Annotated in this window: 19 protein-coding genes and 1 pseudogene; 12 read left to right on the top strand and 8 right to left on the bottom strand. The window is 63.9% G+C overall.

From position 1 onward, the window contains the following. Nucleotides 1-3: 3 nt before the first annotated feature. The 7 genes from nuoL (at nt 4) to AC6I1W_RS00295 (ending at nt 8,904) form a co-directional block, all read left to right on the top strand. Nucleotides 4-1,890, top strand: a complete 1,887-nt coding sequence (gene nuoL, locus AC6I1W_RS00325) for an NADH-quinone oxidoreductase subunit L (protein WP_221268303.1) — start codon at nt 4-6, stop codon at nt 1,888-1,890. A gap of 17 nt (nt 1,891-1,907) precedes the next feature. After that, entirely contained in the window at nt 1,908-3,401 is a 1,494-nt protein-coding gene (locus AC6I1W_RS00320; RefSeq protein WP_284950545.1) for an NADH-quinone oxidoreductase subunit M, read from the top strand. Further along, nucleotides 3,398-5,014, top strand: coding sequence for an NADH-quinone oxidoreductase subunit NuoN (gene nuoN / locus AC6I1W_RS00315; protein ID WP_270236264.1), 1,617 nt, complete (start codon nt 3,398-3,400; stop codon nt 5,012-5,014). Before AC6I1W_RS00320 ends, nuoN begins: the two co-directional genes overlap by 4 nt. A gap of 190 nt (nt 5,015-5,204) precedes the next feature. After that, nucleotides 5,205-6,179 (top strand): polyprenyl synthetase family protein, encoded by a 975-nt coding sequence (locus tag AC6I1W_RS00310; protein ID WP_065673477.1) that lies wholly within the window; start codon nt 5,205-5,207, stop codon nt 6,177-6,179. Nucleotides 6,180-6,218: 39 nt separating this feature from the next. Beyond that, nucleotides 6,219-7,001 carry a precorrin-6A synthase (deacetylating) gene (cobF, locus tag AC6I1W_RS00305; RefSeq protein ID WP_270236267.1) on the top strand — a complete coding sequence of 261 codons (783 nt, stop codon included), beginning with the start codon at nt 6,219-6,221 and terminating at the stop codon, nt 6,999-7,001. A 96-nt stretch (nt 7,002-7,097) separates the two neighbouring features. Continuing rightward, entirely contained in the window at nt 7,098-7,967 is an 870-nt protein-coding gene (locus tag AC6I1W_RS00300) for an HpcH/HpaI aldolase/citrate lyase family protein (protein ID WP_270236268.1), read from the top strand. 70 nt (nt 7,968-8,037) lie between these two features. After that, a complete protein-coding gene (locus AC6I1W_RS00295) occupies nt 8,038-8,904 on the top strand; it encodes a hypothetical protein (protein WP_270236269.1) in 867 nt (288 codons plus the stop codon). Between the two features lie 149 nt (nt 8,905-9,053). Here the strand turns inward: AC6I1W_RS00295 and AC6I1W_RS00290 are convergent, their stop codons facing one another. The 5 genes and pseudogenes from AC6I1W_RS00290 to AC6I1W_RS00270 form a co-directional block, all read right to left on the bottom strand. Beyond that, complete coding sequence (locus AC6I1W_RS00290; RefSeq protein ID WP_270236271.1) at nt 9,054-11,036, bottom strand: M13 family metallopeptidase; 1,983 nt, start codon at nt 11,034-11,036, stop codon at nt 9,054-9,056. A 104-nt stretch (nt 11,037-11,140) separates the two neighbouring features. Then, nucleotides 11,141-11,293: a hypothetical protein gene (locus AC6I1W_RS00285; protein WP_493536989.1), complete on the bottom strand. Its 153-nt coding sequence runs from the start codon at nt 11,291-11,293 to the stop codon at nt 11,141-11,143. Between the two features lie 943 nt (nt 11,294-12,236). Further along, nucleotides 12,237-12,449: pseudogene (locus AC6I1W_RS00280) on the bottom strand (thrombospondin type 3 repeat-containing protein); the annotation flags it as partial. 358 nt (nt 12,450-12,807) lie between these two features. Continuing rightward, on the bottom strand, nt 12,808-13,893 hold the full coding sequence (locus AC6I1W_RS00275) for a 2-oxoacid:ferredoxin oxidoreductase subunit beta (protein ID WP_270236272.1): 1,086 nt from the start codon (nt 13,891-13,893) through the stop codon (nt 12,808-12,810). Between the two features lies 1 nt (nt 13,894). Beyond that, nucleotides 13,895-15,847, bottom strand: a complete 1,953-nt coding sequence (locus AC6I1W_RS00270) for a 2-oxoacid:acceptor oxidoreductase subunit alpha (RefSeq protein WP_065673177.1) — start codon at nt 15,845-15,847, stop codon at nt 13,895-13,897. A 161-nt stretch (nt 15,848-16,008) separates the two neighbouring features. Here AC6I1W_RS00270 and AC6I1W_RS00265 point away from each other — a divergent pair, with 161 nt between their 5' ends. Genes AC6I1W_RS00265 through AC6I1W_RS00245 form a run of 5 tightly spaced genes read left to right on the top strand, consistent with a single transcriptional unit; the run spans nt 16,009 to nt 19,600 of the window. Continuing rightward, nucleotides 16,009-16,407 (top strand): NADH-quinone oxidoreductase subunit B family protein, encoded by a 399-nt coding sequence (locus tag AC6I1W_RS00265; protein ID WP_065673176.1) that lies wholly within the window; start codon nt 16,009-16,011, stop codon nt 16,405-16,407. Further along, nucleotides 16,404-17,018, top strand: a complete 615-nt coding sequence (locus AC6I1W_RS00260; protein WP_065673175.1) for an NADH-quinone oxidoreductase subunit C — start codon at nt 16,404-16,406, stop codon at nt 17,016-17,018. The genes AC6I1W_RS00265 and AC6I1W_RS00260 overlap by 4 nt, the downstream gene beginning before the upstream one ends. Then, nucleotides 17,015-17,323, top strand: a complete 309-nt coding sequence (locus tag AC6I1W_RS00255) for a 4Fe-4S binding protein (protein WP_065673174.1) — start codon at nt 17,015-17,017, stop codon at nt 17,321-17,323. The genes AC6I1W_RS00260 and AC6I1W_RS00255 overlap by 4 nt, the downstream gene beginning before the upstream one ends. Further along, entirely contained in the window at nt 17,320-18,909 is a 1,590-nt protein-coding gene (gene mptB, locus AC6I1W_RS00250) for a polyprenol phosphomannose-dependent alpha 1,6 mannosyltransferase MptB (RefSeq protein ID WP_117189714.1), read from the top strand. Before AC6I1W_RS00255 ends, mptB begins: the two co-directional genes overlap by 4 nt. A gap of 16 nt (nt 18,910-18,925) precedes the next feature. Next, complete coding sequence (locus tag AC6I1W_RS00245; protein WP_171048662.1) at nt 18,926-19,600, top strand: metal-dependent transcriptional regulator; 675 nt, start codon at nt 18,926-18,928, stop codon at nt 19,598-19,600. On the opposite strand, the gene AC6I1W_RS00240 is transcribed toward AC6I1W_RS00245, so the two are convergent. From AC6I1W_RS00240 to AC6I1W_RS00230, 3 genes are read right to left on the bottom strand one after another with little or no spacing between them, the layout of a single operon-like run. Continuing rightward, entirely contained in the window at nt 19,507-20,448 is a 942-nt protein-coding gene (locus AC6I1W_RS00240; protein WP_063279880.1) for a metal ABC transporter permease, read from the bottom strand. The two genes, AC6I1W_RS00245 and AC6I1W_RS00240, sit on opposite strands and share 94 nt — an antisense overlap. Next, a complete protein-coding gene (locus tag AC6I1W_RS00235; protein ID WP_117189697.1) occupies nt 20,445-21,185 on the bottom strand; it encodes a metal ABC transporter ATP-binding protein in 741 nt (246 codons plus the stop codon). Before AC6I1W_RS00235 ends, AC6I1W_RS00240 begins: the two co-directional genes overlap by 4 nt. Then, nucleotides 21,182-22,102, bottom strand: coding sequence for a metal ABC transporter substrate-binding protein (locus tag AC6I1W_RS00230; RefSeq protein WP_117189698.1), 921 nt, complete (start codon nt 22,100-22,102; stop codon nt 21,182-21,184). The genes AC6I1W_RS00235 and AC6I1W_RS00230 overlap by 4 nt, the downstream gene beginning before the upstream one ends. Nucleotides 22,103-22,201 lie beyond the last annotated feature (99 nt).

Below are 22,201 nucleotides of genomic sequence, written 5' to 3'. Positions count from 1 at the left end.
ACCGTGACTGTCCTGGAAACCGGCCTGTTCAACGTGGCCTGGCTCATGATCGCGGTGCCGCTGGTCGTCTCCGCACTGCTGCTGGTGCTCGGACGCCGCAGCGACGTCTGGGGACATCTGTTGGCCACCGTGGCCCCGATCGTCTCCTTCGTCATCGGGTTGGTCCTCTTCATCGACCTGCTGGGCCGCGATGCCGCGTCCCGTGCTGTCGAGGTGGGGGTCTACCAGTTCATCGACGTCGGATCGTGGGATCTGAGGGTTGGCCTACTGGTCGATCAGCTCTCTATCCTGTTCGTCCTTCTCATCACCTTCGTGGGCTCCCTGATCCACATCTACGCGATCGGATACATGGCCCACGACACCGATCGACGTCGTTTCTTCGCCTACCTCAACCTCTTCATCGCCGCGATGCTGACGCTGGTGCTGGCCGACAACTACCTCATCCTGTTCGTCGGCTGGGAGGGCGTCGGTCTGGCCTCCTACCTGCTCATCGGCTTCTGGTTCGGTCGTCCGGCCGCCGCTCGCGCAGGTAACAAGGCCTTCATCATGAATCGCATCGGCGACCTCGGTCTGACGATGGCGATCTTTACCATGCTCGCCCAGTTCGGCAGCGTGCGTTTCGCCGACGTCTCGGACAAGGCCTCCGGGCTGACGTCAACCTGGGCCACCCTGCTCGGCTTCATGCTGCTGCTGGCCGCCTGCGGCAAGTCGGCCCAGGTCCCGCTGCAGGCCTGGCTGCTCGACGCCATGGAGGGGCCGACCCCGGTCTCGGCCCTCATCCACGCCGCGACGATGGTCACTGCCGGCGTCTACCTTGTCGTGCGGTCCCACGCCATTTACGCCGAAACAGGAGCAGCCTCGCTGGCCGTCGCGATCGTCGGTACCGTCACCCTGCTGTTCGGCGCCTGGATCGGTTCGTCCAAGAAGGACGTCAAGAAGGTCCTCGCCGGATCGACGATGAGCCAGATCGGCTACATGATGCTGGCTGCGGGCCTCGGCCCGGCCGGTGCCGCCCTGGCGATCTTCCACCTCATCACCCACGGCTTCTTCAAGGCCAACATGTTCCTGGGAGCCGGCTCGGTGATGCACGGTACGGGCGACGACACCGACATGTACCACTTCGGTGCACTGTCGAAGGTCATGCCCGTCACCTTCTGGACCTTCGCCTGCGGTTACCTTGCCATCATCGGCATCCCCGGCACCTCGGGCTACTTCTCCAAGGACCACATCATCGAGGCCGCCTTCGACAAGGGCGCGGTCTTCGGTGTGCTGGCCCTCATCGGTGCCGGCATCACCGCCTACTACATGACTCGCCTCATGGTGCTGACCTTCCTGGGATCCAAGCGGTGGCGTGAGGACGTCCACCCGCACGAGTCCCCGGCCGTCATGACGATCCCGCTCATCGTGTTGGCCATCCTGTCGATCTTCGCAGGTGCCTTGATGAACAACTGGATCGGTGACTGGCTGGCCCCGGCCACCGGTGCTGAGGTCGAGCACGTCGGCATGTGGCACATGGGCATGATCGGCATTATCACCCTCGTCGTGGTGATCCTCGGCATCTTGGCCGGTTGGCTGCTCAACCGTCACGACGTGCCGAGCGAGGAACCCGCCACCCACGATCCGCTGCTCATCGCTGGTCGTCACGATCTCTACGGCGACGATGTCAACGACGTCGTCGTCGTGAAGCCGGGGCGCTGGCTGGCCGGTGGGGTCGAGGGCTTCGACCGTGCGGTCGTTGACGGTCTGGTCAACGGCGCAGGCTCGGTGACCACGGCCTGCTCCCAGATCGTCCGCAAGGTCCAGAACGGTTATGTACGTAGCTACGGCCTCATGATGGTCGTCGGCGTGCTGGTCGTCGGACTCGTCGTCGTCCTGGGCCGGATGGCCTGAGCGCAGGAGGAGCTGACATGTCTTTCCCGATCCTCACCGTGATCGCCCTGCTGCCGATCGTCGGCGGCATCATCACCATGATGATGCGCGGAGCCGCGGCCCGAACCACCGGCATGGTGTTTTCCCTGGTCACTCTGGTGCTGGGTGTCTACGCCTTCATCCGCGGGGTCAACGGCACTGATCTGTCGGAGACCCACCGCTGGATTCGCGCCATCGGCGCCTGGTACGCCCTGGGTGGCGACGGGCTGTCTCTGACGATGATCCTGCTGGTCGTCATCCTCGTCCCAGTGGTGCTGCTCGCCGAGTGGCACGTGGGCGACGAAGGTAAGGCGCGTTGGTCGACCGGCGCTTTCTTCGGCCTGGCCCTCATGCTCGAGGGGCTGGCGATCTACTGTTTCGCCGCCACCGACGTCCTGCTGTTCTACCTCATGTTCGAGGCCACCCTCATCCCGATGTACTTCCTCATCGCCGGATGGGGAGGTCCGCGACGAGGCCGTGCCGCCATGAAGTTCCTGCTGTACTCCCTGGCCGGTGGCCTGGTGATGCTGTTCGCTGTCATCGGCGTCGGTGTCCACGGTGGTTCCTTCCTGCTGAGCGACCTGGCCAAGGTGAACTTCTCCGGGGCCATCGGAAAGGAGCTGTTCGTCGGCTTCTTCATCGCCTTCGCGATCAAGGCCCCGATGGTTCCGGTGCACACCTGGCTGCCTGACACCGCCGAACAGGCGACCGCCGGAACGTCCGCCCTGCTCGTCGGTCTGCTCGACAAGATCGGCACCTTCGGAATGCTGAGGCTGTGCTTGGGCCTGTTCCCGGCCGCCTCCGACTGGGCCACCCCGTTCGTGCTCACCCTGGCGATCATCTCGGTGCTGTGGGGTGCCATGATGGCCGCCACCTCGAGCGACCTCATGAGGTTCGTCTCCTACACCTCTGTGAGCCACTTCGGCTTTATGGTCATCGGCATCTTCGCCCTGACGACAACCTCGATCACCGGCTCGATCTTCTACATGTTCAACCATGGCTTCTCCACCGCGGCACTGTTCCTGGTGCTCGGATTCCTGGTACGTCGCGGCAGGACGGCGAAGGTCGACGCCTACGGTGGCGTCCAGAAGGTCGCCCCGGTGCTCGCGGGAACCTTCCTCTTCGCCGGGCTGGCCACCCTGTCACTGCCGGGCACCGGGAACTTCGTCAGCGAGTTCATGGCCCTGGCCGGTGCCTGGACGCGTCACCCGATCTACGTCGCCGTCTCCATCATCGGCATGGTGCTGGCTGCCGTCTACGTCCTGGTGACCTACCGACGCACCATGACCGGTCCCGTGCAGGGAGTTTCCGAGAAGGTCAGCGACCTCAATGGTCGGGAGAAGCTGGTGCTCGCACCGCTCATCATCCTGCTGCTGGTGTTCGGCTTCTTCCCACGGCCGATGTTGCACGCCATTGAACCGGCAGCCACCGCGACCACGACCCAGGTTCACGCCACCGATCCGGCACCCGTCGTCAAGGAGGGCCTCAAGTGAATCCCGTCCTGTTGATTCCCGCGCTCGGGTGTCTCGCGCCCCTTGACGTCGTGGCCCCGCACATCGAGTACGGACCGCTGATGCCGGTCTTCGCTCTGATGGCTGGCGCCTGCCTGGCAGTGTTGGTGGAGGCCTTCGTGCCTCGCTCCGGTCGCCGTCCGACCCAGATCATCCTGACGGTAGCCGCCCTCGCCGTGGCCATCGCTTCGACGCTGACCACGATCGCCAAGGGCACCCGGATCGTTGCCGGTCAGGGAACCCTGGCTCTCGACGGTCCGACCCTGGCCACCTGGATGGTCCTGCTCGTCACGAGCCTCGGTGCCGTGGTGCTCTTCGCCGAGCGAGTGGGTGGTACCCAGACGGCCTTCGTGGCGAGCGCCTCGTCGGTGCCCGGATCTCCGCTGGAGGCCAAGGCCGAGCAGGAGCATCGCGAGCACACCGAGGTCTACCCGCTGCTGATGTTCGCGGTGCTGGGCATGATGTGCTTCGCCGCCTCCGACGACCTCATCATGATGTTCGTCGCCCTGGAGATCTTCTCCCTGCCGCTGTACCTGCTGTCGGGGATGTCTCGTCGTCGTCGGCTCCTGTCCCAGGAAGCCGCACTGAAGTACTTCCTGCTGGGCGCACTGTCCTCGGCCCTGTTCCTCTACGGCATCGTCCTGCTGTACGGCTGCGCAGGCAGCTTCAAGCTGGGCGCCATCGCCGCGGTCGGCGTCACCCAGGTGGGCTCGTCAAGGCTCATCATCGCCGGCATGGTGCTGGTCGCCGTCGGACTGCTGTTCAAGGTGGGCGCTGTTCCGTTTGCCTCCTGGACTCCTGACGTCTACACCGGAGCCCCGACCCCGGTCAGCGGCTGGATGGCGGTGGCGACCAAGCTCGTCGCCCTCGTCGGTCTGATGCGTGTGCTCTACGTCGGTCTGGGCGCCATGAGATGGGACTGGCAGATCATCCTCGCAGTGGTCGCCGTGGCGTCCATGGCTGTCGGCGCGGTCGTCGGTCTGGCCCAGACTGACATGAAGCGTCTGCTGGCCTACTCCGCGATCGCTCACGCTGGCTTCGTGCTGGTGGGCGTCGTCGGTGCCTGGACGATCCAGACTGGTATGACCCCGGGTCATACCGGTTCGGTCTCCTCGGTGCTGGTCTACATGACGGCCTACGGTCTGTCCTCGATCGGTTTCTGGCTCCTCATCCTCATGGTGCGGCGTGCCGGTGGTGAGTCGACGGAGATCGACTCGTGGGCTGGTCTCGGTCGCAAACACCCGTGGTTCGGTGTTCTCGTCGTCATCTTCGTGCTGAGCTTCGCCGGCATCCCACTGACGGCCGGCTTCACTGGCAAGCTGGTGGTCTTCCTGGCCGGATGGCGTGGCGGATATGCCTGGCTGGTGCTCCTCGGAGTGCTCTTCTCCCTCGTAGCGGCGGCCTTCTACCTGCGCATCATCGCCGTGGTCTTCTTCCGCAACCCGAAGGATGAGAACGATCCCGTCGAGGTCGCAGAGCCGTCCATCGCCGGGTGGATCACGCTGATCATTTGCGCGGTCTCCACCATCGTCATGGGTGTTGCCCCGCAGCCGATCATTGACCTGTTCAACCAGGCGAGTACCTTCCTGCGCTGAGTTGTTCATGAGGCCGGGGTCGCTGTTCAGAAGGGTTGCGACTCCGGCCTGGTCACACCTGTGGGCCATCCCAACCGCATCCCGGCAAGACGCGAGGCCCGTCTAACCAGTAATGTGGAACACGGTCGTGTCACGGAGAGACGACGGCCGGACGAGCACCGAGCACACGCCCGGTCGGAAGAGGAGAACTGTGTCGTACAGCGCCAGCAGCGAGTTCACCGATCTGGTGACCGCCAAACTTGCCCTCATCGAGGATGAGCTGGGTCGCCAGGCCGGCGCCGACACGCCTTTCGTCACCGAGGCGGCCAACCACATCATTTCCGCCGGCGGCAAGCGATTCCGTCCACTGCTGGTGGTGCTGTGCTCCCAGTTCGGTGACGAGGTCGACGATGCGGATCTGGTTCGTGCTGCCGTCGTCATGGAGCTGACCCACGTCGCCTCCCTCTACCACGACGACGTCATGGACGAGGCCTCCAAGCGCCGCGGTGCCCCCTCTGCCAACCTGCGCTGGGGCAACTCCGTGGCCATCATGGTCGGCGACTACCTCTTCTCCCGCGCCTCCCTGGCAGTGGCCGAACTGGGCGTCGACTTCGTCCGCCTGCAGGCCCGGACCTTCTCCCGCCTGGTGCAGGGTCAGATCGCCGAGACCCGTGGACCCTCCGAGGACGAGGACCCGCTGGCCCACTATCTCCAGGTCGTGGCCGACAAGACCGGCTCGCTCATCGCTGCGTCCGCGGTATTCGGTGGCATGGTCTCCCATGCCTCACCGGAGATCGTCGCCGCCCTGGAACGGTTCGGCGAGGACATCGGCGAGGTCTTCCAGCTCGCTGACGACCTCATCGACATCACCTCGACGGCGACCGGCAAGACGCCGGGCACTGATTTGCGCGAGAAGGTTCCGACCCTGCCGACCCTCATGTTGCGTTCCTCTGGTGATCCGTCCGACGACGAGCTCAAGAAGATGCTCGACGCCGACCTGTCCGACGACGCGGTGCTGGCCGACGTGCTCGAGAAGCTGCGCGCCAACCACGTCGTCGAGGAGGCTCGTGCCGAGATCCAGCGTCGCGCCGATCGCGCTCGTACCCACCTGGCCCCGCTTCCTGAAGGGGATGCCAAACAGGCCCTCATGGCCCTCTGCGACGAGGTTGTGTCCCGTTCGTCCTGACAGAGGCCACGTCCGAAACCGCCAATCCCAGGAGGCATCGTGTCCCGTCATCTCGACCTCATCGGCATCGGCCCCGGCAACCCGGACTGGTTGACCTTGGCCGCCGTTGACGCCATCCAGCACCTCGACGTCCTCTTCGTCGTCCTCAAGGAACATGATGTCGACGACCTCGTCGAGTTCCGACGTCAGGTATTGCGCCGTCACCGTCCGCCGGCCGACACCGACGGCCTGCGGATCGTCGAGCTGCAGGACCCGCCGCGTCCCTGGAAGACCGCCGAGAATTACAAGGAAGCTGTCGCCCTGTGGCGTCGCCAGCGACTCGACCAGTGGACCCACGCCGTCGCGGACAACCTTGCTGATGGTCAGCGGGGTGGATTCCTGGTGTGGGGAGACCCGGGCCTGTTCGAGTCGACCCTGGCCATCGTCAAGAAGCTCATCGCAGCGGTTGAGTTCGACGAGGGAGTACCCGTCGAACTCAACGTCATTCCCGGGATCTCCAGCTCCCTGTCCCTGGCCTCGCGTCATCAGATCCCGCTCAACCGTCAGGGGCGCCCACTGCAGATCTCCCCTGCCCGCCTGCTGGCCGACGGGATGCCTGAGGGGGTCGACGACGTCGTCGTCATGCTGGACGGTCGCCAGACCTTCAGCCTCATCGACCCGACCGGTATCGACATCTACTGGGCGGCATACATCGGTACCCCTGACGAGATCCTCATCAGTGGTGACCTGGCCGAGGTCCGAGACGAGATCCTCGCGACTCGCGCCGACGCCGAGAAGCGTCTGGGGTGGGTCTTCGACACCTACCTGTTGCGTCGTCGCTGAGGGGCGTTCCCGGCCCGGTCGACATGGGGCCGATTCCGATCCGAACCTGCTGCCCCGACGCGCCATATCCGTGGTGTGTGCGGCAGGATGGGGCACATGGATAGTGCACTGCGTCCCCGTCGATCCGTTCTGTTCATGCCCGGCGCCAACGCCAGGGCCTTGGAGAAGGCCCGCGTTATTGATTGCGACGGCATCATCATTGACCTGGAGGACGCCGTGGCCCCCGACCTCAAGGTCGAGGCCCGGGAGCGTGCCGCCGAGGTCGTCGAGGGCCGTCCCTACGGATACCGGGAGGTCGCCATCCGCGTCAACGGGATGGACACCGAGTGGTACCACAACGACATCAAGGCTGCTGTTGCCGCCGGTCCTGACGCCATCGCCGTTCCCAAGGTCGGCTCGGCCGAGCAGGTTCGTTCCATCGTCGCCGACATGGAGGCCGCCGGAGCCGGCGAGGACATCAAGCTGTGGGCCATGATCGAGACCCCGCGGGCCGTGCTGGATTGCGCGGAAATCGCAGAAGCCTCCGACCGCCTGACGGTGCTCATCATGGGCACCAATGACCTCACCAAGGAATTGCGCGCATCCCATGTTCCTGGTCGCGCCCCGGTGACGGCAGCCCTGCAGATGTGCCTGTTGGCTGCTCGGGCGGCCGGTGTCGTCATCCTCGACGGGGTGTACAACGATGTGCGCGACGTTGATGGATTCACTGCCCAGTGTCGTGAGGCCCAGCTCATGGGGTTCGACGGCAAGACGCTGATACACCCCGGTCAGGTGGCCCCGGCCAATGAGGTCTTCGCCCCCGACGCTGACGAGGTCGAAGAGGCCCGCGGCATCATCGACGCCTGGGAGAACGGCAACGGTTCCGGGGTCGTCACCTACCGGGGACGGATGATCGAGAACCTGCACGTCGACACGGCGCGTCGGGCCCTCGCGATGGCCGAGGCGATCGAGGTACGCGGCCATTGATGCCGCATGCCCTCCCGACCATGGGCAGGACGTCGTCGGGGTGAGCCGATTGCGTCATATTGTACGCAGTATGCCTTTTCGACGATTCTTGGCGGGGATAGCGGCCGTCTTGCTTCTTCTGCCTGCTGCGTGTTCGCGGCACGATGACGCGCAGGCGCCCGTTGTCGACAGTCTCGGGACGGTGTTCAGCCCCTCCAACTCCCTCATTCGCGAGCCCGCGAATTCGTCAGTCAATGGGACGCTCAAGAGTACGTATGAGTACCTCCGGCTCATTGACGGTCATGATCTACCCGACGACGATGGCTACGCTCATGATCATCTGGTTGCGGCTTTGCGCCCGTATTTGGTGAATGGTGGAGACAGTCGGCAGACCCACGTCAGCCAACTCATGGCGGCGTCATCCCTGAAGACCCTCAACGCGTTGTCCGACAAGGAGAGATCAGAGGTCGACAAACGTACCCGCCTGCCGAAGGGCTGCATCACGAGAAAGACAGTGACGACGGATCTGCCCATCGCGACGATGAGGCGGGAGATCGGGCTGTCCAATGACGGGTTGTGTCTCACGCCGTGGAAGGTCAAGACGACTTCTTCCGAGGAGGCTCGGTGGGCGATGCAGGCGCTGGCCAGTGCCGACCTATTCAGCAATGCTAAGGACGCCGAGAAATGGGGGTGGGAGTCGATCTCGGACGGGTATTTGCGCCATCTCGAGACCTACAGTGGCCCGAGTACGACTATCGCGATGGCCTTGTCGGCGGCGAATACCGCCTCCGCATTGTCTCGTTCCCAGTTGCAACGCATCGGCGACAGTCTCGCGGATGCGCCATGTCCGAGGAAGGACCTTGGCCCGGCGCTCATTCGCAATGGAAAGCCGGTCAAGGACAAGTGCAGTGTCGAATCGGCGTACCTGCTGAGGTACTCAGGGAACTGGTCATGGTGATCAAGACCTTCCCGTCCGACGATTCGGCCCGGGCTGGCCGTTGGGTGCCTGCCCGCACCATTGCCTCAGTGAGGTCACACAAGCCCTGTGAGCTGCTGCGTGAGCAGTGAAGAATGCCCCCGGGTTCGTGGAACTCGGGGGCATCGTCATCACCAGATGGTGACTCGCTTCTCGGGAGGCAGCCACATCGGGTCATCTTCGGTCACACCGAAGGCTTCGTGGAAGGCGTCGATGTTGCGGACGGTCTGGTTGCAGCGGAACTCGGTGGGCGAGTGGGGGTCGGTAGCAATCTGGGTGCGCAGGGACTCATTGCGCTGTTTTTCGCGCCAAATTCGAGCGTAAGACAAGAAGAACCGCTGCTGCCACGGCAGGCCTTCAATCGGTTCGGGTTCGGCTCCCGCAAAGGAAATCTGGAGGGCTTTGAAGGCGATTCCAGCCCCGCCAAGGTCCCCGATGTTCTCTCCGATGGTCAACTCGCCGTTGACGTGCGGGCCGTCGGGGCCGAGTTGCGTGGGGATCAGCTCGTTGTATTGGGCGATGAGCCCCTTGGTGCGCTCCTCGAAGGCCGCGCGATCGTCGATCGTCCACCAGTCACGCAACAGACCCTTGCCATCACACGTCGAGCCCTGATCGTCGAAACCATGACCGATCTCGTGGCCGATGACCGAACCGATCCCGCCATAGTTGACGGCGTCGTCAGCCTCGACGTCGAAGAATGGCGGTTGCAGGATGGCCGCCGGGAAGACGATCTCATTGCGCAATGGGTGGTAATAGGCATTGACCGTCTGGGGGAACATCAGCCATTCGTCAGGATCCATGGGGCGCGAGAGCTTCTCGATGGTGTGATCGAGCTGGAATGAGCTGCAGGCCAAGGCGGCGTCAACCAAACCACCGTCGGGCAACTGGAAACTCGAGAAGTCGCGCCAGCGCGTGGGGTACCCAATCTTCGGACGGAAAGCCGAAAGCTTGTTGAGAGCCTCAGCTCGAGTCGCCTCGCCCATCCACGTCAGCGTCGAGATGGATTGACGGTATGCCGCCAGCAGATTCGCGACGAGGTTGTCCATCCGCTCCTTGGCTGCCGGTGGGAAATGCTGGGCGACGTACAGCTTGCCAACCGCCTCACCCATGGTCGACTCGACGAAGGAGACACCACGCTTCCACCGCGCTTTGAGCGCAGGGGTGCCGTTGAGGACACGACCGTAAAAATCGAAGTTCTCGTCAACGAAGGTCGAGGTGAGGAACGGGGCCAAAGACGAAATGGCATGCCAACGAGCCCACGACTTCCATTGGTCAAGGCGCTCATCGGTCAGCATTGGTTCGACCTCGTCGAAGAACGAGGGCTGGTTGTCGATGATGGTAGCCAGCACGGTCTGTGGGATGCCCGCGCCCTCTCTCCACAGGTCCAGGTGGAGACCTGGATGAGCCTTCGACAGCTCATCAAAAGACTTCGGATTAAAGGCCGCCGTTATATCTCGGCAGCGGACCTGATCCCAGTGGTGAGATGCGATCTCGGTCTCGAGATCCAGGATGATCCACGCTTGGTCGTCGGCGTCATCCAGCCCGGCCAGGGTGAGCATTTGGGCAATGTGGCTCTGATAGGCCTCGCGAATCTCGGCCTTGTCGTTGTCACGATAGTAGGCCTCGTCGGGCAGGCCAAGCCCAGCCTGGCCCATCCACGGTACGTAATGCGTGGGGTCGGCAGGGTCCGACTCGTCGGCGAGGTAGAACAGGGCACCCAAGGACTCGCGGTAATGCTGGCCCAGCAATGTCATGAACTCGGACGTCGTCGTCACGCGGTCGATGCGTGCCAAGATCGGGGCCAGGGGGCCGGTGCCGGCATCCTCGACCGCATCGGCGTCCATGAAGCGGCGGTACAATTCGGCCAAGAGCTCGACCTCGTGGTCGGTTGACTCGCTGGCCGCCTGCCGCAACTCGTGAGCGTCGCCGGAGCTCAATTCAGCAAGGATGTCGCGGACGGCGGCCTCGGAGTTGTCGCGCAGAACCCGGAACGACCCGGTGCTCGCCTGATCGTCGGGGATCGTTGTTGCCGACAGCCACGACCCGTTGACATGGCGGAAGAGGTCGTCGGCTGGACGGACGGAAGGATCACGGTCCTCGAAGGTGGCGGTCATGGGGCCCAGCCTATAAGGCTTCACGACGGTGGTACGGCCATCGTCTCGATGTAGTCCGCCGATTGTAGATGTTGATCGTACGTGACTAGGACATCAACTGGGTGTCACCCCTGGGCCTGCCAGGTGTCGGTTCCGGTAAGGAGAGTTGCCAGTGCAGCGTTGCCATCATTGGTAGGTGATGCGTTTGCGCTGTCAACGAGTCTTGCCAGCTGCGCTTGTGGGGTGGATGTCAATGGTCCAGAGATGGTGGTTGTCATGGCGATTCCGGTCGTCTTGACTCTGCGTTTCTTTTTCACCGGAGTTGTGCAATTGCAGGCTGTTCTGCCCTATAGGCCAGTTATCCACCCAAGTACAGGTAATGTCAGGGCAATAAAAGCCATTTTAATGTTCTGTGAATACCCGCCCATCGGAAATAAGAAAGGTAGTAAAAACTCAACCGTCCAGAGCGCTCCAACGATGGTGCCGATGGTGAGGTCGCTGAGGGGTGCGTGGCGGCACTGTTCCCTAGTCGTGTTGTCGTGAATAGGCATGGTTGCCTCGTGTATTGACGAAGGATGACGGACGGTCTAGTTGCGTAACATGGATGCATGGAGGGTGGCAGCAATTCCACACTCGCCAATGTCGCCACTCAAACAGTACAAACCATCAGAGCCCAAAGAAAAATATCATCATAACTGAGTATAAATAGACCCACGCCGCCGCGGTTATGAAAAGCGTGACCACTGAAGCAATACTCGTGCTAAGAATAAAAAGGGGCTTCGCTGTTCTTGGGTCTGATCCCGATATCGCTGAGAGCCAGTCCAGCACAAGGAAACACTGCTAACGGAATCGGGTGTACTGCTGCTTCCACACTGCTAAGAAATATACGATCCGTAAATAGGAAAAACTCGGTCGAGAACATGAGTATGCCAGCGAAAGTCGCCATGACAGCACCTATGATTTTGGCTTTGAGTCTCCGGTTCTCCGGGTTATCGCACGTGTACATCTTCCGTTCCCACAATCCTGTGAGCCACCCAACCAGAGGGAAAATGAGCGACATGGTAAATACAGGGGGGTACGCCTTGGGAACGAGAACTAGCGTTTCTCGCACATGAAGTATCCCGAATACCGTAGGCCAGACAACTCCGACGATGGTGCCGATGATGAGGCCGTTGAGGGGTGCGCGACGGTACTGCTCCCTGGTTGTGCTGTTGTGGGTGGTCATCGCGGTGCCTTCGTGGCGGTGTGGGGGTTGCAGGCGTCTCCTACGCCATCGTGGTCGGAGTCAACTTGTTCCGGGTTAGCGATCGTGGGGCAGTTATCCCGGGCATCGGGGACACCATCACCATCACGGGTCACCTCGATGGGGAAGGTGAGAGTGCCACTGGCGCCACTGTCATCATTAATACGAAGATGAGCCCGATATGCGCTCACCACTGGCCCGCACATCGTCGTCGATTTCACCACCATGTGCCCCTCCTTGGAAGCGTTCCGAGGGGAGCCGCGGGCAGCACGGGCGTAGCAAGCGTCGGTGACGATCCGTAACCCTCGACGGAACAGGAAACCAATCTCCACGGTAATTTGGTACTCCGCTTCCACACCTTGCGGCATGGTCACGGTTGCGGGACAGCGCCGGATTCCCACCGACTTCTCCACATCCCCAAGGGATCAACCCACCCATTGGACTGACAGAAGAAAAGATACACCCCAAGCCTCTAGGAACACACACGACACAGCACGTGCCGGCGCCAGGAGGCTTTGGGGCCAAGACCCATTCCTGGCCCCGGAAGTTTCAGCCCTGGACCTCCCAGGTGTCGTTCCCGGCCAGCAGAGTGGCCAGAGCGGCGTCGCGGGACTCCTGGTCGGTGGCGTCACCAGCGGCGAGCGTGACCTGGGCGCGAGCCTGATCGTCATAGGTGGGACGCTCGACGTCGCGGAAGATTCCGACCGGGGTCTGGCTGACGATGACGCCGTCATCCAGGTGAGCAAGCTCGAAGGCCAGCGACGGGTCAGCACGGTGGGAGTCGTGGACGAGCACGTGGTCCATACCCACCTCGGCGACGTCAGCCACCGTCAACTCGCCACTGACGGGGTCGCGCACCACGCCGCGAGAACCATCGGCCCCGACGAGAACGGGCTCGCCGTCGGCCAGGCGGATGAGGTGCTGGCTGGCCTCCGGACCCTTGTAGTCATCGAACGCCCCATCGTTGAAGATCGGGCAGTTCTGGTACATCTCGACGAAGGAGGTACCGCGGTGCTTGGCGGCCGCAGTGAGCACCTGGGCGAGGTGCTTGCGGTCGGAATCGACGGCTCGAGCCACGAAGGAGCATCCGGCACCCAGGGCCACGGCCAGCGGGCTGAACGGGGCGTCAATTGAACCCATCGGCGAGGATTTGGTGACCTTCCCAGCCTCCGATGTGGGGGAGTACTGGCCCTTCGTCAGTCCGTAGATCCGGTTGTTGAACATGAGGATCGTCAGGTTGACGTTGCGGCGCATGGCATGGATGAGGTGGTTGCCGCCGATGGACAGAGCATCACCGTCACCAGTGATGACGAAGACGGCCAGATCCGGGCGAGACACTGCCACCCCCGTCGCGATGGCCGGGGCACGGCCGTGGATGGAGTGCATGCCATAGGTGTTCATGTAGTACGGGAAGCGCGAGGAGCAACCGATGCCCGAGATGACAACGGCGTTCTCCTTGGCGATGCCCAGATCCGGCAGCACACCCTGGAAGGTGGACAGAATCGCGTAGTCGCCACAGCCGGGGCACCAGCGCACCTCCTGGTCGGAGGCGAAGTCACGACGCTTCAGCGGCTCGATCGCCAGTGGCACACCGGCAAGTCCGGCGGGACGATCCTCGGTGGTGATGTCAGTCATCTCAGGCCTCCTCGGTCTCGTCGTTGCAGTACTGGCACAGTTCCTCACACAGGTCGACCGGGGAGATCGGTAGCCCGCGCACCCGCGAGATCGTCTTGACGTCGACGAGATACCTCGAACGCAACAACATGGCGAACTGGCCGGTGTTCATCTCGGGGACGACCACTCGGCGGTAACGATGCAGCAGGTCGCCCAGGTCCTCCGGCAGCGGATTGAGGTGACGCACGTGGGCCTGAGCGATGGACAGGCCGCGAGCACGGACTCGACGCACCGCAGCGGTGATCGGACCGTAGGTGGAACCCCAACCCAGCACCAGGACGTCAGCGTCACCGGACGGATCGTCGACGACGGTCGGCGGAATGGTCTTGGCGATGCCCTTTACCTTGGCGGCTCGGGTGGCGACCATGTCCTCGTGGTTGGACGGGTCGTAGGAGATGGCGCCGGTGCGAGCCGACTTCTCCAGACCGCCGATGCGATGCTCCAGACCCTTGGTCCCGGGCAAGGCCCACGGACGGGCCAGGGTCTCCGGGTCGCGGTGGTACGGCATGAATCGCGGTGAGCCGTCGGCAGCAGAGGAGTTGGGCTCGGTGGCAAAGTTCGGGTCGATGTGCGGGATCTCGTCGAGGTCCGGCACCTTCCACGGCTCCGCGCCGTTGCCGAGGTAGCCGTCGGACAGCATGATGACCGGGGTGCGGTAGGTCACGGCCACCCGGCAAGCCTCCAGAGCGGTGTCGAAGCAGTCCGACGGGGACTTGGCCGCGAGCACGGGGACGGGGGACTCACCGTTGCGGCCGAACATCGCCTGCAGCAGGTCAGCCTGCTCAGGCTTGGTCGGCATTCCGGTCGACGGGCCGGCACGCTGTACGTCGACGACGACGAGCGGCAGCTCGGTCATGACGGCCAGGCCGATGGCCTCGGACTTGAGGCTCATACCAGGTCCGGAGGTCGTCGTCACGCCCAGGGAACCCGAGAAGGAGGCGCCGATGGCGGAGCTGACACCGGCGATCTCGTCCTCGGCCTGGAAGGTGACGACGTTGTGGGACTTGCGCTTGGACAGCTCGTGCAGGATGTCGGAGGCCGGAGTGATGGGGTATGAGCCCAGGAAGAGTTGCAACCCGGCCCGGTTGGCACCGGTGATGAGGCCGTAGGCGGTGGCGAGGTTGCCAGTGATCTGACGGTAGGTGCCCTCGGGCATTGGTGCCGGGGCCACCTCGTAGCGGACCCGGAACAGCTCGCAGGTCTCGCCGTAGGCATGTCCGGCCTTGAGGGCGGCGATGTTGGCATCGCGAATCTCCGGCTTGGAGGCGAACTTGCCGGCCAGGAACTTCTCGGAGGGGCCGAGCGGACGCCCGTACAGCCAGGTCAGCAGCCCCAGGGCGAACATGTTCTTGGCTCGTTCGGAGTTTTTGCGGCCCAGGCCGAAGGGCTCGACGGCGGCCACGGCCAGACCGGTGAGGTCCAGCTCGACGACCTGGTAGGACTCCAGGGTGCCGTCGTGACGCGGATCCTCGGCGTATCCGACCTTCTTCAAGTTCTTCGCGGTGAACTCGGCGGAATCAAGGACGATGAGGCCGCCGCGGCGAAGATCGCCGAGGTTGGCGGCCAGGGCAGCCGGGTTCATGGTCACCAAGACGTCGGGCTGGTCGCCCGGGGTGGCGATATCGTAATTGGCGAAATGCACCTGGAAGCTCGAGACGCCGGGGATGGTGCCTTGGGGAGCACGAATCTCGGCAGGGAAGTTCGGCAGGGTGGAGATGTCATTGCCATGGATGGCGGACTCAGCGGTGAAACGGTCACCGGTCAACTGCATGCCGTCGCCGGAATCGCCGGCGAATCGAATGACGACTCGGTCGAGGGACTGGACCTCTCGCTCGTCAGTGGTGTGATGTGCCGTGTCGGTGGAAGGCACTCTGACCTCTTTTCTCGTCGCGGGACTCCGGTGGGGACGTGTCACGTGGTGACGAATGGTCGTACCCGCGAGGCGCGTCCGGATGCTTCGGAACCGGCTCCCAACGCTACCATCGCGCCGCTGCTCGTCGAACTTGGCCACCGTCAGGGTTGACGCCTACCCGCAGCACAGATCTGGCTGGACGACATCGTCGGTACGATGGCCCGGTGAAGTTCATCGACTGGTTCGCCGACAAGTCCGTGTACGTCGTCGACCTCGCCCTCGCCTGTTGTGGGGTCGAGAGCGGGGCGGCAGTGCCGACTGCGGCCTCCACCTGTCAGGACGCCCCCTCGGGGGCGCCGGTCGTCGCGGTGGTGTCGGGAACCATTTCGACGGTGTTGGCGCCGGTGGTGCGCTCGACCATTGAAACCTTGCGTGAGGACCATCCAGTCGACGTCGTGGCCTTCGGGGCTTGTGCCTGCGCCGGTGGCCCCTATTGGGACTCGGCGGCAGTCGTCGACGGGCTCCCCGCGATCGGTGTCGAGGCTGATCACTGGATCCCGGGTTGCCCGCCGGCCCCGGACGCTCTCACCGGCTTCCTGTCCTCTTCCCGGGAGGCAGCATGACGACCATCGATGTTCCTGCAGATAGGTGGCATGACGCCGTCGCCGAGGCGATGTCCACCCATCCGTGGCTGGCCCATCTGACGGCCATCGACGGGGTGGGCGAACGCGGACAGGACCCCGACATCATCGTCGTCTGTCGATGCGAGAACCATGACGGCGACGACGTCACCGTCTCCACTCGTGTGCCACGCGATGGCGGGAGCCTCGACTCCGTCGTCGACGCCGTGGCGGGAGCAGCCTGGTATCAGCGAGAGATCCACGATTCCTTCGGGGTGACCTTCGTCGGCCCGGGAGCTGACAATCGTGCCCTCCTCATCCGCGACGCACCCAAGCCGCCGCTGCGCAAGGAGGTCGTGTTGGCGCAACGAGCCGAGACGACGTGGCCCGGCGTGGCCGGCCCGGGCCCCTCGACCTCAGCGAGCCGACGCCGTGCCCTGCCGGCCGGTGTTCCCGACCCCGACACCTGGCAACGCATCAAGGACGGCGAGGACATTTCTGACGTCGAGGTCGTCGCGGCCATGTCAGGGCGACGTCCACAATCGAGAGCCGGACGAGATACCGGAGCCACACAAACCAGACGAGGGCAGGCAGGACGAAGGAGGCGAGTATGAGGCATTCCGCCATCGACCTCGACGTTGATGCCTGCACCTCCTGCGTCATCTGCGCCCGGACATGCCCGGCCTGGTGCATCACCATCGACGCCCACAATGAATCCGTTCCCGACTCAGACGCCCGTCGTCCCCGCACCGTCGCCGTCCTCGACGAATTCACCATCGACTGGGGACTGTGCATGTACTGCGGGATGTGCATCGAGTCGTGTCCGTTTGACGCCCTGTCATGGAATGACGAGCGGGTACCGGATTCGGAGACGAGAACGGACCTCGTCAGCGCGTGGGGATCGGACGGTGGCCGGTGAAGCAGCCGGTTGGCTGGCGTCGACGCATCCAACTCAAGTGGGTTGCCTACCTGCGCGCCTGGCGGTCCCGGTCGGTCCTGGAAGGACTGGTCGGGACGATTCTCATCACGGCCGGATCCCTGACCCCGGCATATCTACCGTTGAACTCACCGTGGTGGTCCCGGCTCGACGAGGCCGGGCTGCGTGGCTCGACCTGGCGCATCGTCGGAACCCTCCTCGTCCTTGTCGGTGTCGGTCTGTTGGTGGATTCCTGGCTTCGCTTGCGTCCCGGCCGTGAGCCCCGTGACCTCGGCGCCGAGCCGCTTCCCAAGCATGTGCGTCGGTACTTCAAGCATCGTCCGGGAATCCGCGCCGGGCTGCGCCCGTGGGCCGTCCTCGGCGTATGGGGCCTGCCCTTCCTGCTCGCCCCACCCATCTTCAGTCACGACGCCTACTCCTACGCTGCGCAGGGGTGGCTGCTGGAGAACGACATCAGCCCTTATGAGGGGTACCCAGGTCTGCTGCCGGGGGCCTTCGCCGACCAGGTGGCCCAGGAATGGCGGTACACCAAGACCCCCTATGGCCCGCTGGCCCTGGCCGTGCAGCACCTGATCGTCCATCTCACCGGTGACAACCCATACTGGTCCGCGGTGTTCATGCGGATCCCAGCCGTTCTCGGCGTCATCGCCATTGGCCTGCTGATGTCACGGGTGGCCCGCAGAGTCGGCCGGGACCCGCACTTTGCCGCATGGTTCTCCACCCTCAACCCGATCCTCGTCGTCGACTTCATCGGCGGAGCCCACAACGACTCCCTCATGATGGGGCTGGTCGTCATCGGGTTGTGGCTGGCATGCATGACGAGCTGGTCGTGGCTCGTCGGAGCAGTCCTCGTCGGGGCGGCGGCGGCCGTCAAGCAGCCGGCCCTCATGGTCGCGGTGGCATTGCCATTCATCCGTCATCCCATGGAGTCGTGGCATCCCCGTCACCTCTTCCCAGCCCTGGGGAGAGCGGTGTGGTCGCTCGCTGTCTCGGTGGCGGTGTTCGCGGGTATTTCATGGGCATCCGGTCTGGGATTCGGCTGGTACCACGCCGTCGATGTCCCGGGCATGGTGCTGACGGTTTCGCCATTCACCCTCGTCGGCATGGGGGTGCGCATGATTCTCGGGCTCTTCGGGGCCCACCAGGCGGCGGCTGCCGTCATCCCCATCGCCCAGGCGATCGGCGTGCTCGTGGGAGCCGCACTCCTCGTCGTCATGGCGATCCGTCTGCTGCCCCGCAAGCCGCTGTCCTTCCTGGCCCTGGGATTCCTTGCCGTCGCACTGTGCGCGCCCGCCCTGCACTCCTGGTACGTGCTGTGGGGAGCGCTGTTGCTGCCCTTGATCGACAAAGCCGCCCGGTACGTGCGCCCGGCAGTGTGGACCACCGTCATCCTGCTGTCCTTCGACGCCGTCAACCTGTCGTGGCGCAATAGTGCAGTGGCCCTTGGGGTCGCTCTGGTCCTGGTGCTGGCAGCCCGACTGGTCTGGCACGAGCGCAGCCTGGGACAAGGGTGGACGCACAAGGATGTCCACGTTCCGCATCGGCACACAGCTCACGAACAGTCGTGACCGGTATTCTGCTGCCATGTCTGTGACCAGTCTGACTGCGAGTTCCCAGACCTATCTCAAGGCGATCTGGAATCTCCAGGAGTGGTCTGACGACCCCGTCGGCACCTCGATGTTGGCTGCCAAGGTGGGTGTGCGGCTCTCGACCGTCTCCGAGGCCGTTCGAAAGCTGACCGAACAGGGGATGCTTCAGCACACCCGGTATGGGTCAGTTGCCCTGACCGAGGAAGGCGCCCAACACGCCGTCGCGATGGTGCGCCGCCACCGTCTCATCGAGACCTTCCTGGCAGAAATCCTGGGATACCGCTGGGATCAGGTCCATGAGGAGGCCGAGGCCCTCGAGCACGTTGTCTCCGACTTCATGGTCGACCGTATCGACGAGTTGCTCGGGTACCCCACCAAGGATCCCCACGGCGACCCGATTCCCAGCCGAGCCGGGGACATTGAGCATCCGGACGGGGCGGTGCAGCTGTCGGCCGTCCACCCCGGGGTGGTCGTGCGCGTCGAGAGGGTGGCTGACGGTGACCCCGGTCTCCTGCAGTTCCTGGCTGAATGCGGCATCGGCGTTGGTACCCGGATGGAGCCGCGCCCGGGTGCCCCTTACTCCGATTCGATCGAGGTGACCGTGGCCGATCGGGCCATACCGCTGGGCCGTTCAGCGACTGACGCCGTCTGGGTGAGCGTCGAGGGCTGAGATCGCCTGTGGCGACGCGCCCGCGTGACGACGCCGTGGCGCGGGCTGAAGAGGTATACGAGCAGGAATGCCACGCCCTGCACGACGACGACCAGGCCGCCGGGGGAGACGTCGGACCAGTAGCTGAGGTAGATGCCGACTACCGTGCACAGCGCTGACAGGCTCGGCGCGATGACGAGCATCCGTGAGAATCGGTCGGTGAGCAGGTAAGCCGTCGCTCCCGGAATGATCAGCATCGCCACGACGAGAACGACCCCGACGATCTGCAGGGCGACGACCGCCGTCAGTGCCAGCATCCCGAGCAGGAGAGCCCCGAGGAGGCGCGGGGACAGGCCGATGGCGTGGGCATGGACGGGGTCGAAGGCGTAGAGGGTGAGATCCCGACGCTTGAGCAGCAGCACGAGCAGGCTGATCCCGGCCAGGATCGCTACCTGAACCATGTCGGCCTTCGTGATGCCCAGCACATTGCCGAAGATGATGTGATTGAGGTCGGTCTGGCTCGGGGTCGTCGAGATCAGGATGAGACCGAGGGCGAACATCGTCGTGAAGACGATGCCGATCGCAGCGTCCTCCTTGACCCGGCTGGTGCCGCGGACCACCCCGATCAGGATGACGGCGAGGAAGCCGAAGACCACGGCGCCGAGGGCGAAGGGCAGGTCGAGGATGTAGGCCAGAGCCACTCCAGGTAGTACGGCGTGGGAGACGGCGTCCCCCATGAGGGACCATCCGACCAGCACGAGCCAGCACGACAGCAGGGCACAGACGACGGCCGCGACGACGCTGGTCGTCAGGGCGCGAACCATGAACTGGTAACTCAATGGTTCGGTGAGCCACACGAGGGCATTCATGCCATCCTCCCGGATTCGGTGACGTCGACCCTGAAGGTCAACGCGAGGTTTTCTGGACGTAGTGCCTCGGCGACCGGTCCGTGGAACAGGATGGTGCGCAGCAGCAGGACCGCGTCGTCGGCGAGGTCGGGCAGGGCGTGGAGGTCATGGGTGGACACGATGAGGGTTCTTCCCTGGTCGGCAAGGTCACGCAGGAGTCTGACGATCGTCGCCTCGCTGCGTTTGTCGACCCCGGCGAAGGGCTCGTCGAGGAGCATGACGCGAGCTCCCTGGGCAATACCACGAGCGACGAAGGCGCGTTTGCGTTGACCGCCCGACAGCCGGCCGATCTGACGATCCGTCAGGTCGGCCAGCTCAACCCGTTCCAAGGCTTCTGCCACGGCCTCGCGATCCTCGGCGCGTGGCCGTCGGGTGAATCCCTGCTGGCCGTAGCGGCCCATCATGACGACATCGCGCACCGACACCGGGAAGGACCAGTCGACGTCCTCGGCCTGTGGGACATATCCGACGATGCCGTGACGACGGGCCTTGGCGGGGGAGTCGCCGTCGATGAGGACCCGGCCATGCTCGGGCCGAACCATCCCCATGATCGCCTTGAAGAGGGTGGACTTGCCTGACCCGTTCATCCCGATGAGACCGGTGACGCGACCCGGCTCGACGGAGACGGTGACGTCCGACAAGGCGACCACCTCCCCGTAGCGCACTGAGAGATGGTCGACGTCAACACATCCGGTCATGACTTCTTTCCGGTGAGGGCAGCGGTGATGGTGCGGGCGTCGTAGTTGATGAGATCGAGGTAGGTCGGGACCGGTCCGTCGGCCTTGGAGAGGGAATCGACGTAGAGGGTGCCGCCGAATTTCGCCCCGGTGGAGTTGACGACCTGCTTCATGGGTTTGAGGGAGACCGTGGATTCGCAGAACACGGCCGGAACCTTGTTCTTCCTGACGAAGTCGATCGCCGAAGCGATCTGCTTCGGTGTGCCCTCCTGATTGGCATTGACGGCCCAGAGGTACTTCTCGGTCAGGTCGGTGTCCCGAGCGAGGTAGGAGAAGGCGCCTTCGCAGCTGACCAGGGCACGCTCATTGCGCGGCAGGGCGGACAACTGGTGGGTCATGTCATCGGTGACCTTCTGGAGTTTCTCCTTGTAGGTGTCTCCATTGGACTTGTAGTCCTTGGCATGGTCGGGGTCGAATTTGCTGAAGGCCTTGACGATGTTGTCAGTGTAGATCTGGACATTCTTCGGGCTCATCCAGGCGTGCGGGTTCGGATTGCCGGCGTATTCGTCCTCGGCGATATTCATCGGTTTGACGCCCTCGGAGACGACGACGTGCGGGACGTCGGCGGATTCCACGAACTTCTGGAACCAGCGCTCCAGGCCCAGCCCGTTGTCGAGAATGAGATCGGCCTTCGACGCCTTCTTGATGTCGTCGGGGGTGGGCTCGTAGTCGTGGATCTCGGCGCCGGGCTTGGTGATCGACTCGACCGTCAGGTCGTCGCCGGCAATGTTCTTCGCAATGTCCTGCAACACGGTGAAGGTGGTGAGGACGACGGGTTTGTCGTGCGATTTCGGGGGATTGGCAGCGTTGCAGCCAGTTAGGGCGAGCGCGACTGCCGCGACGAGCCCGATGACCATGGCGTGAAGGGAGCGATGCATGGAGGCCTCCTTTGAGCTGTGAAAACTTAAAAGTTCGGTGGACCTAAGTTCGAGCCGAGGCTACATCGTGAGGAGGGCAGGTGCCACCGTGAGTTTCTG

The organism is Cutibacterium sp. KB22876 (genome assembly GCF_059728865.1).
The sequence above is the reverse complement of the archived record's forward strand: the minus strand, read 5'-3'. Positions and strand labels throughout refer to the sequence as shown.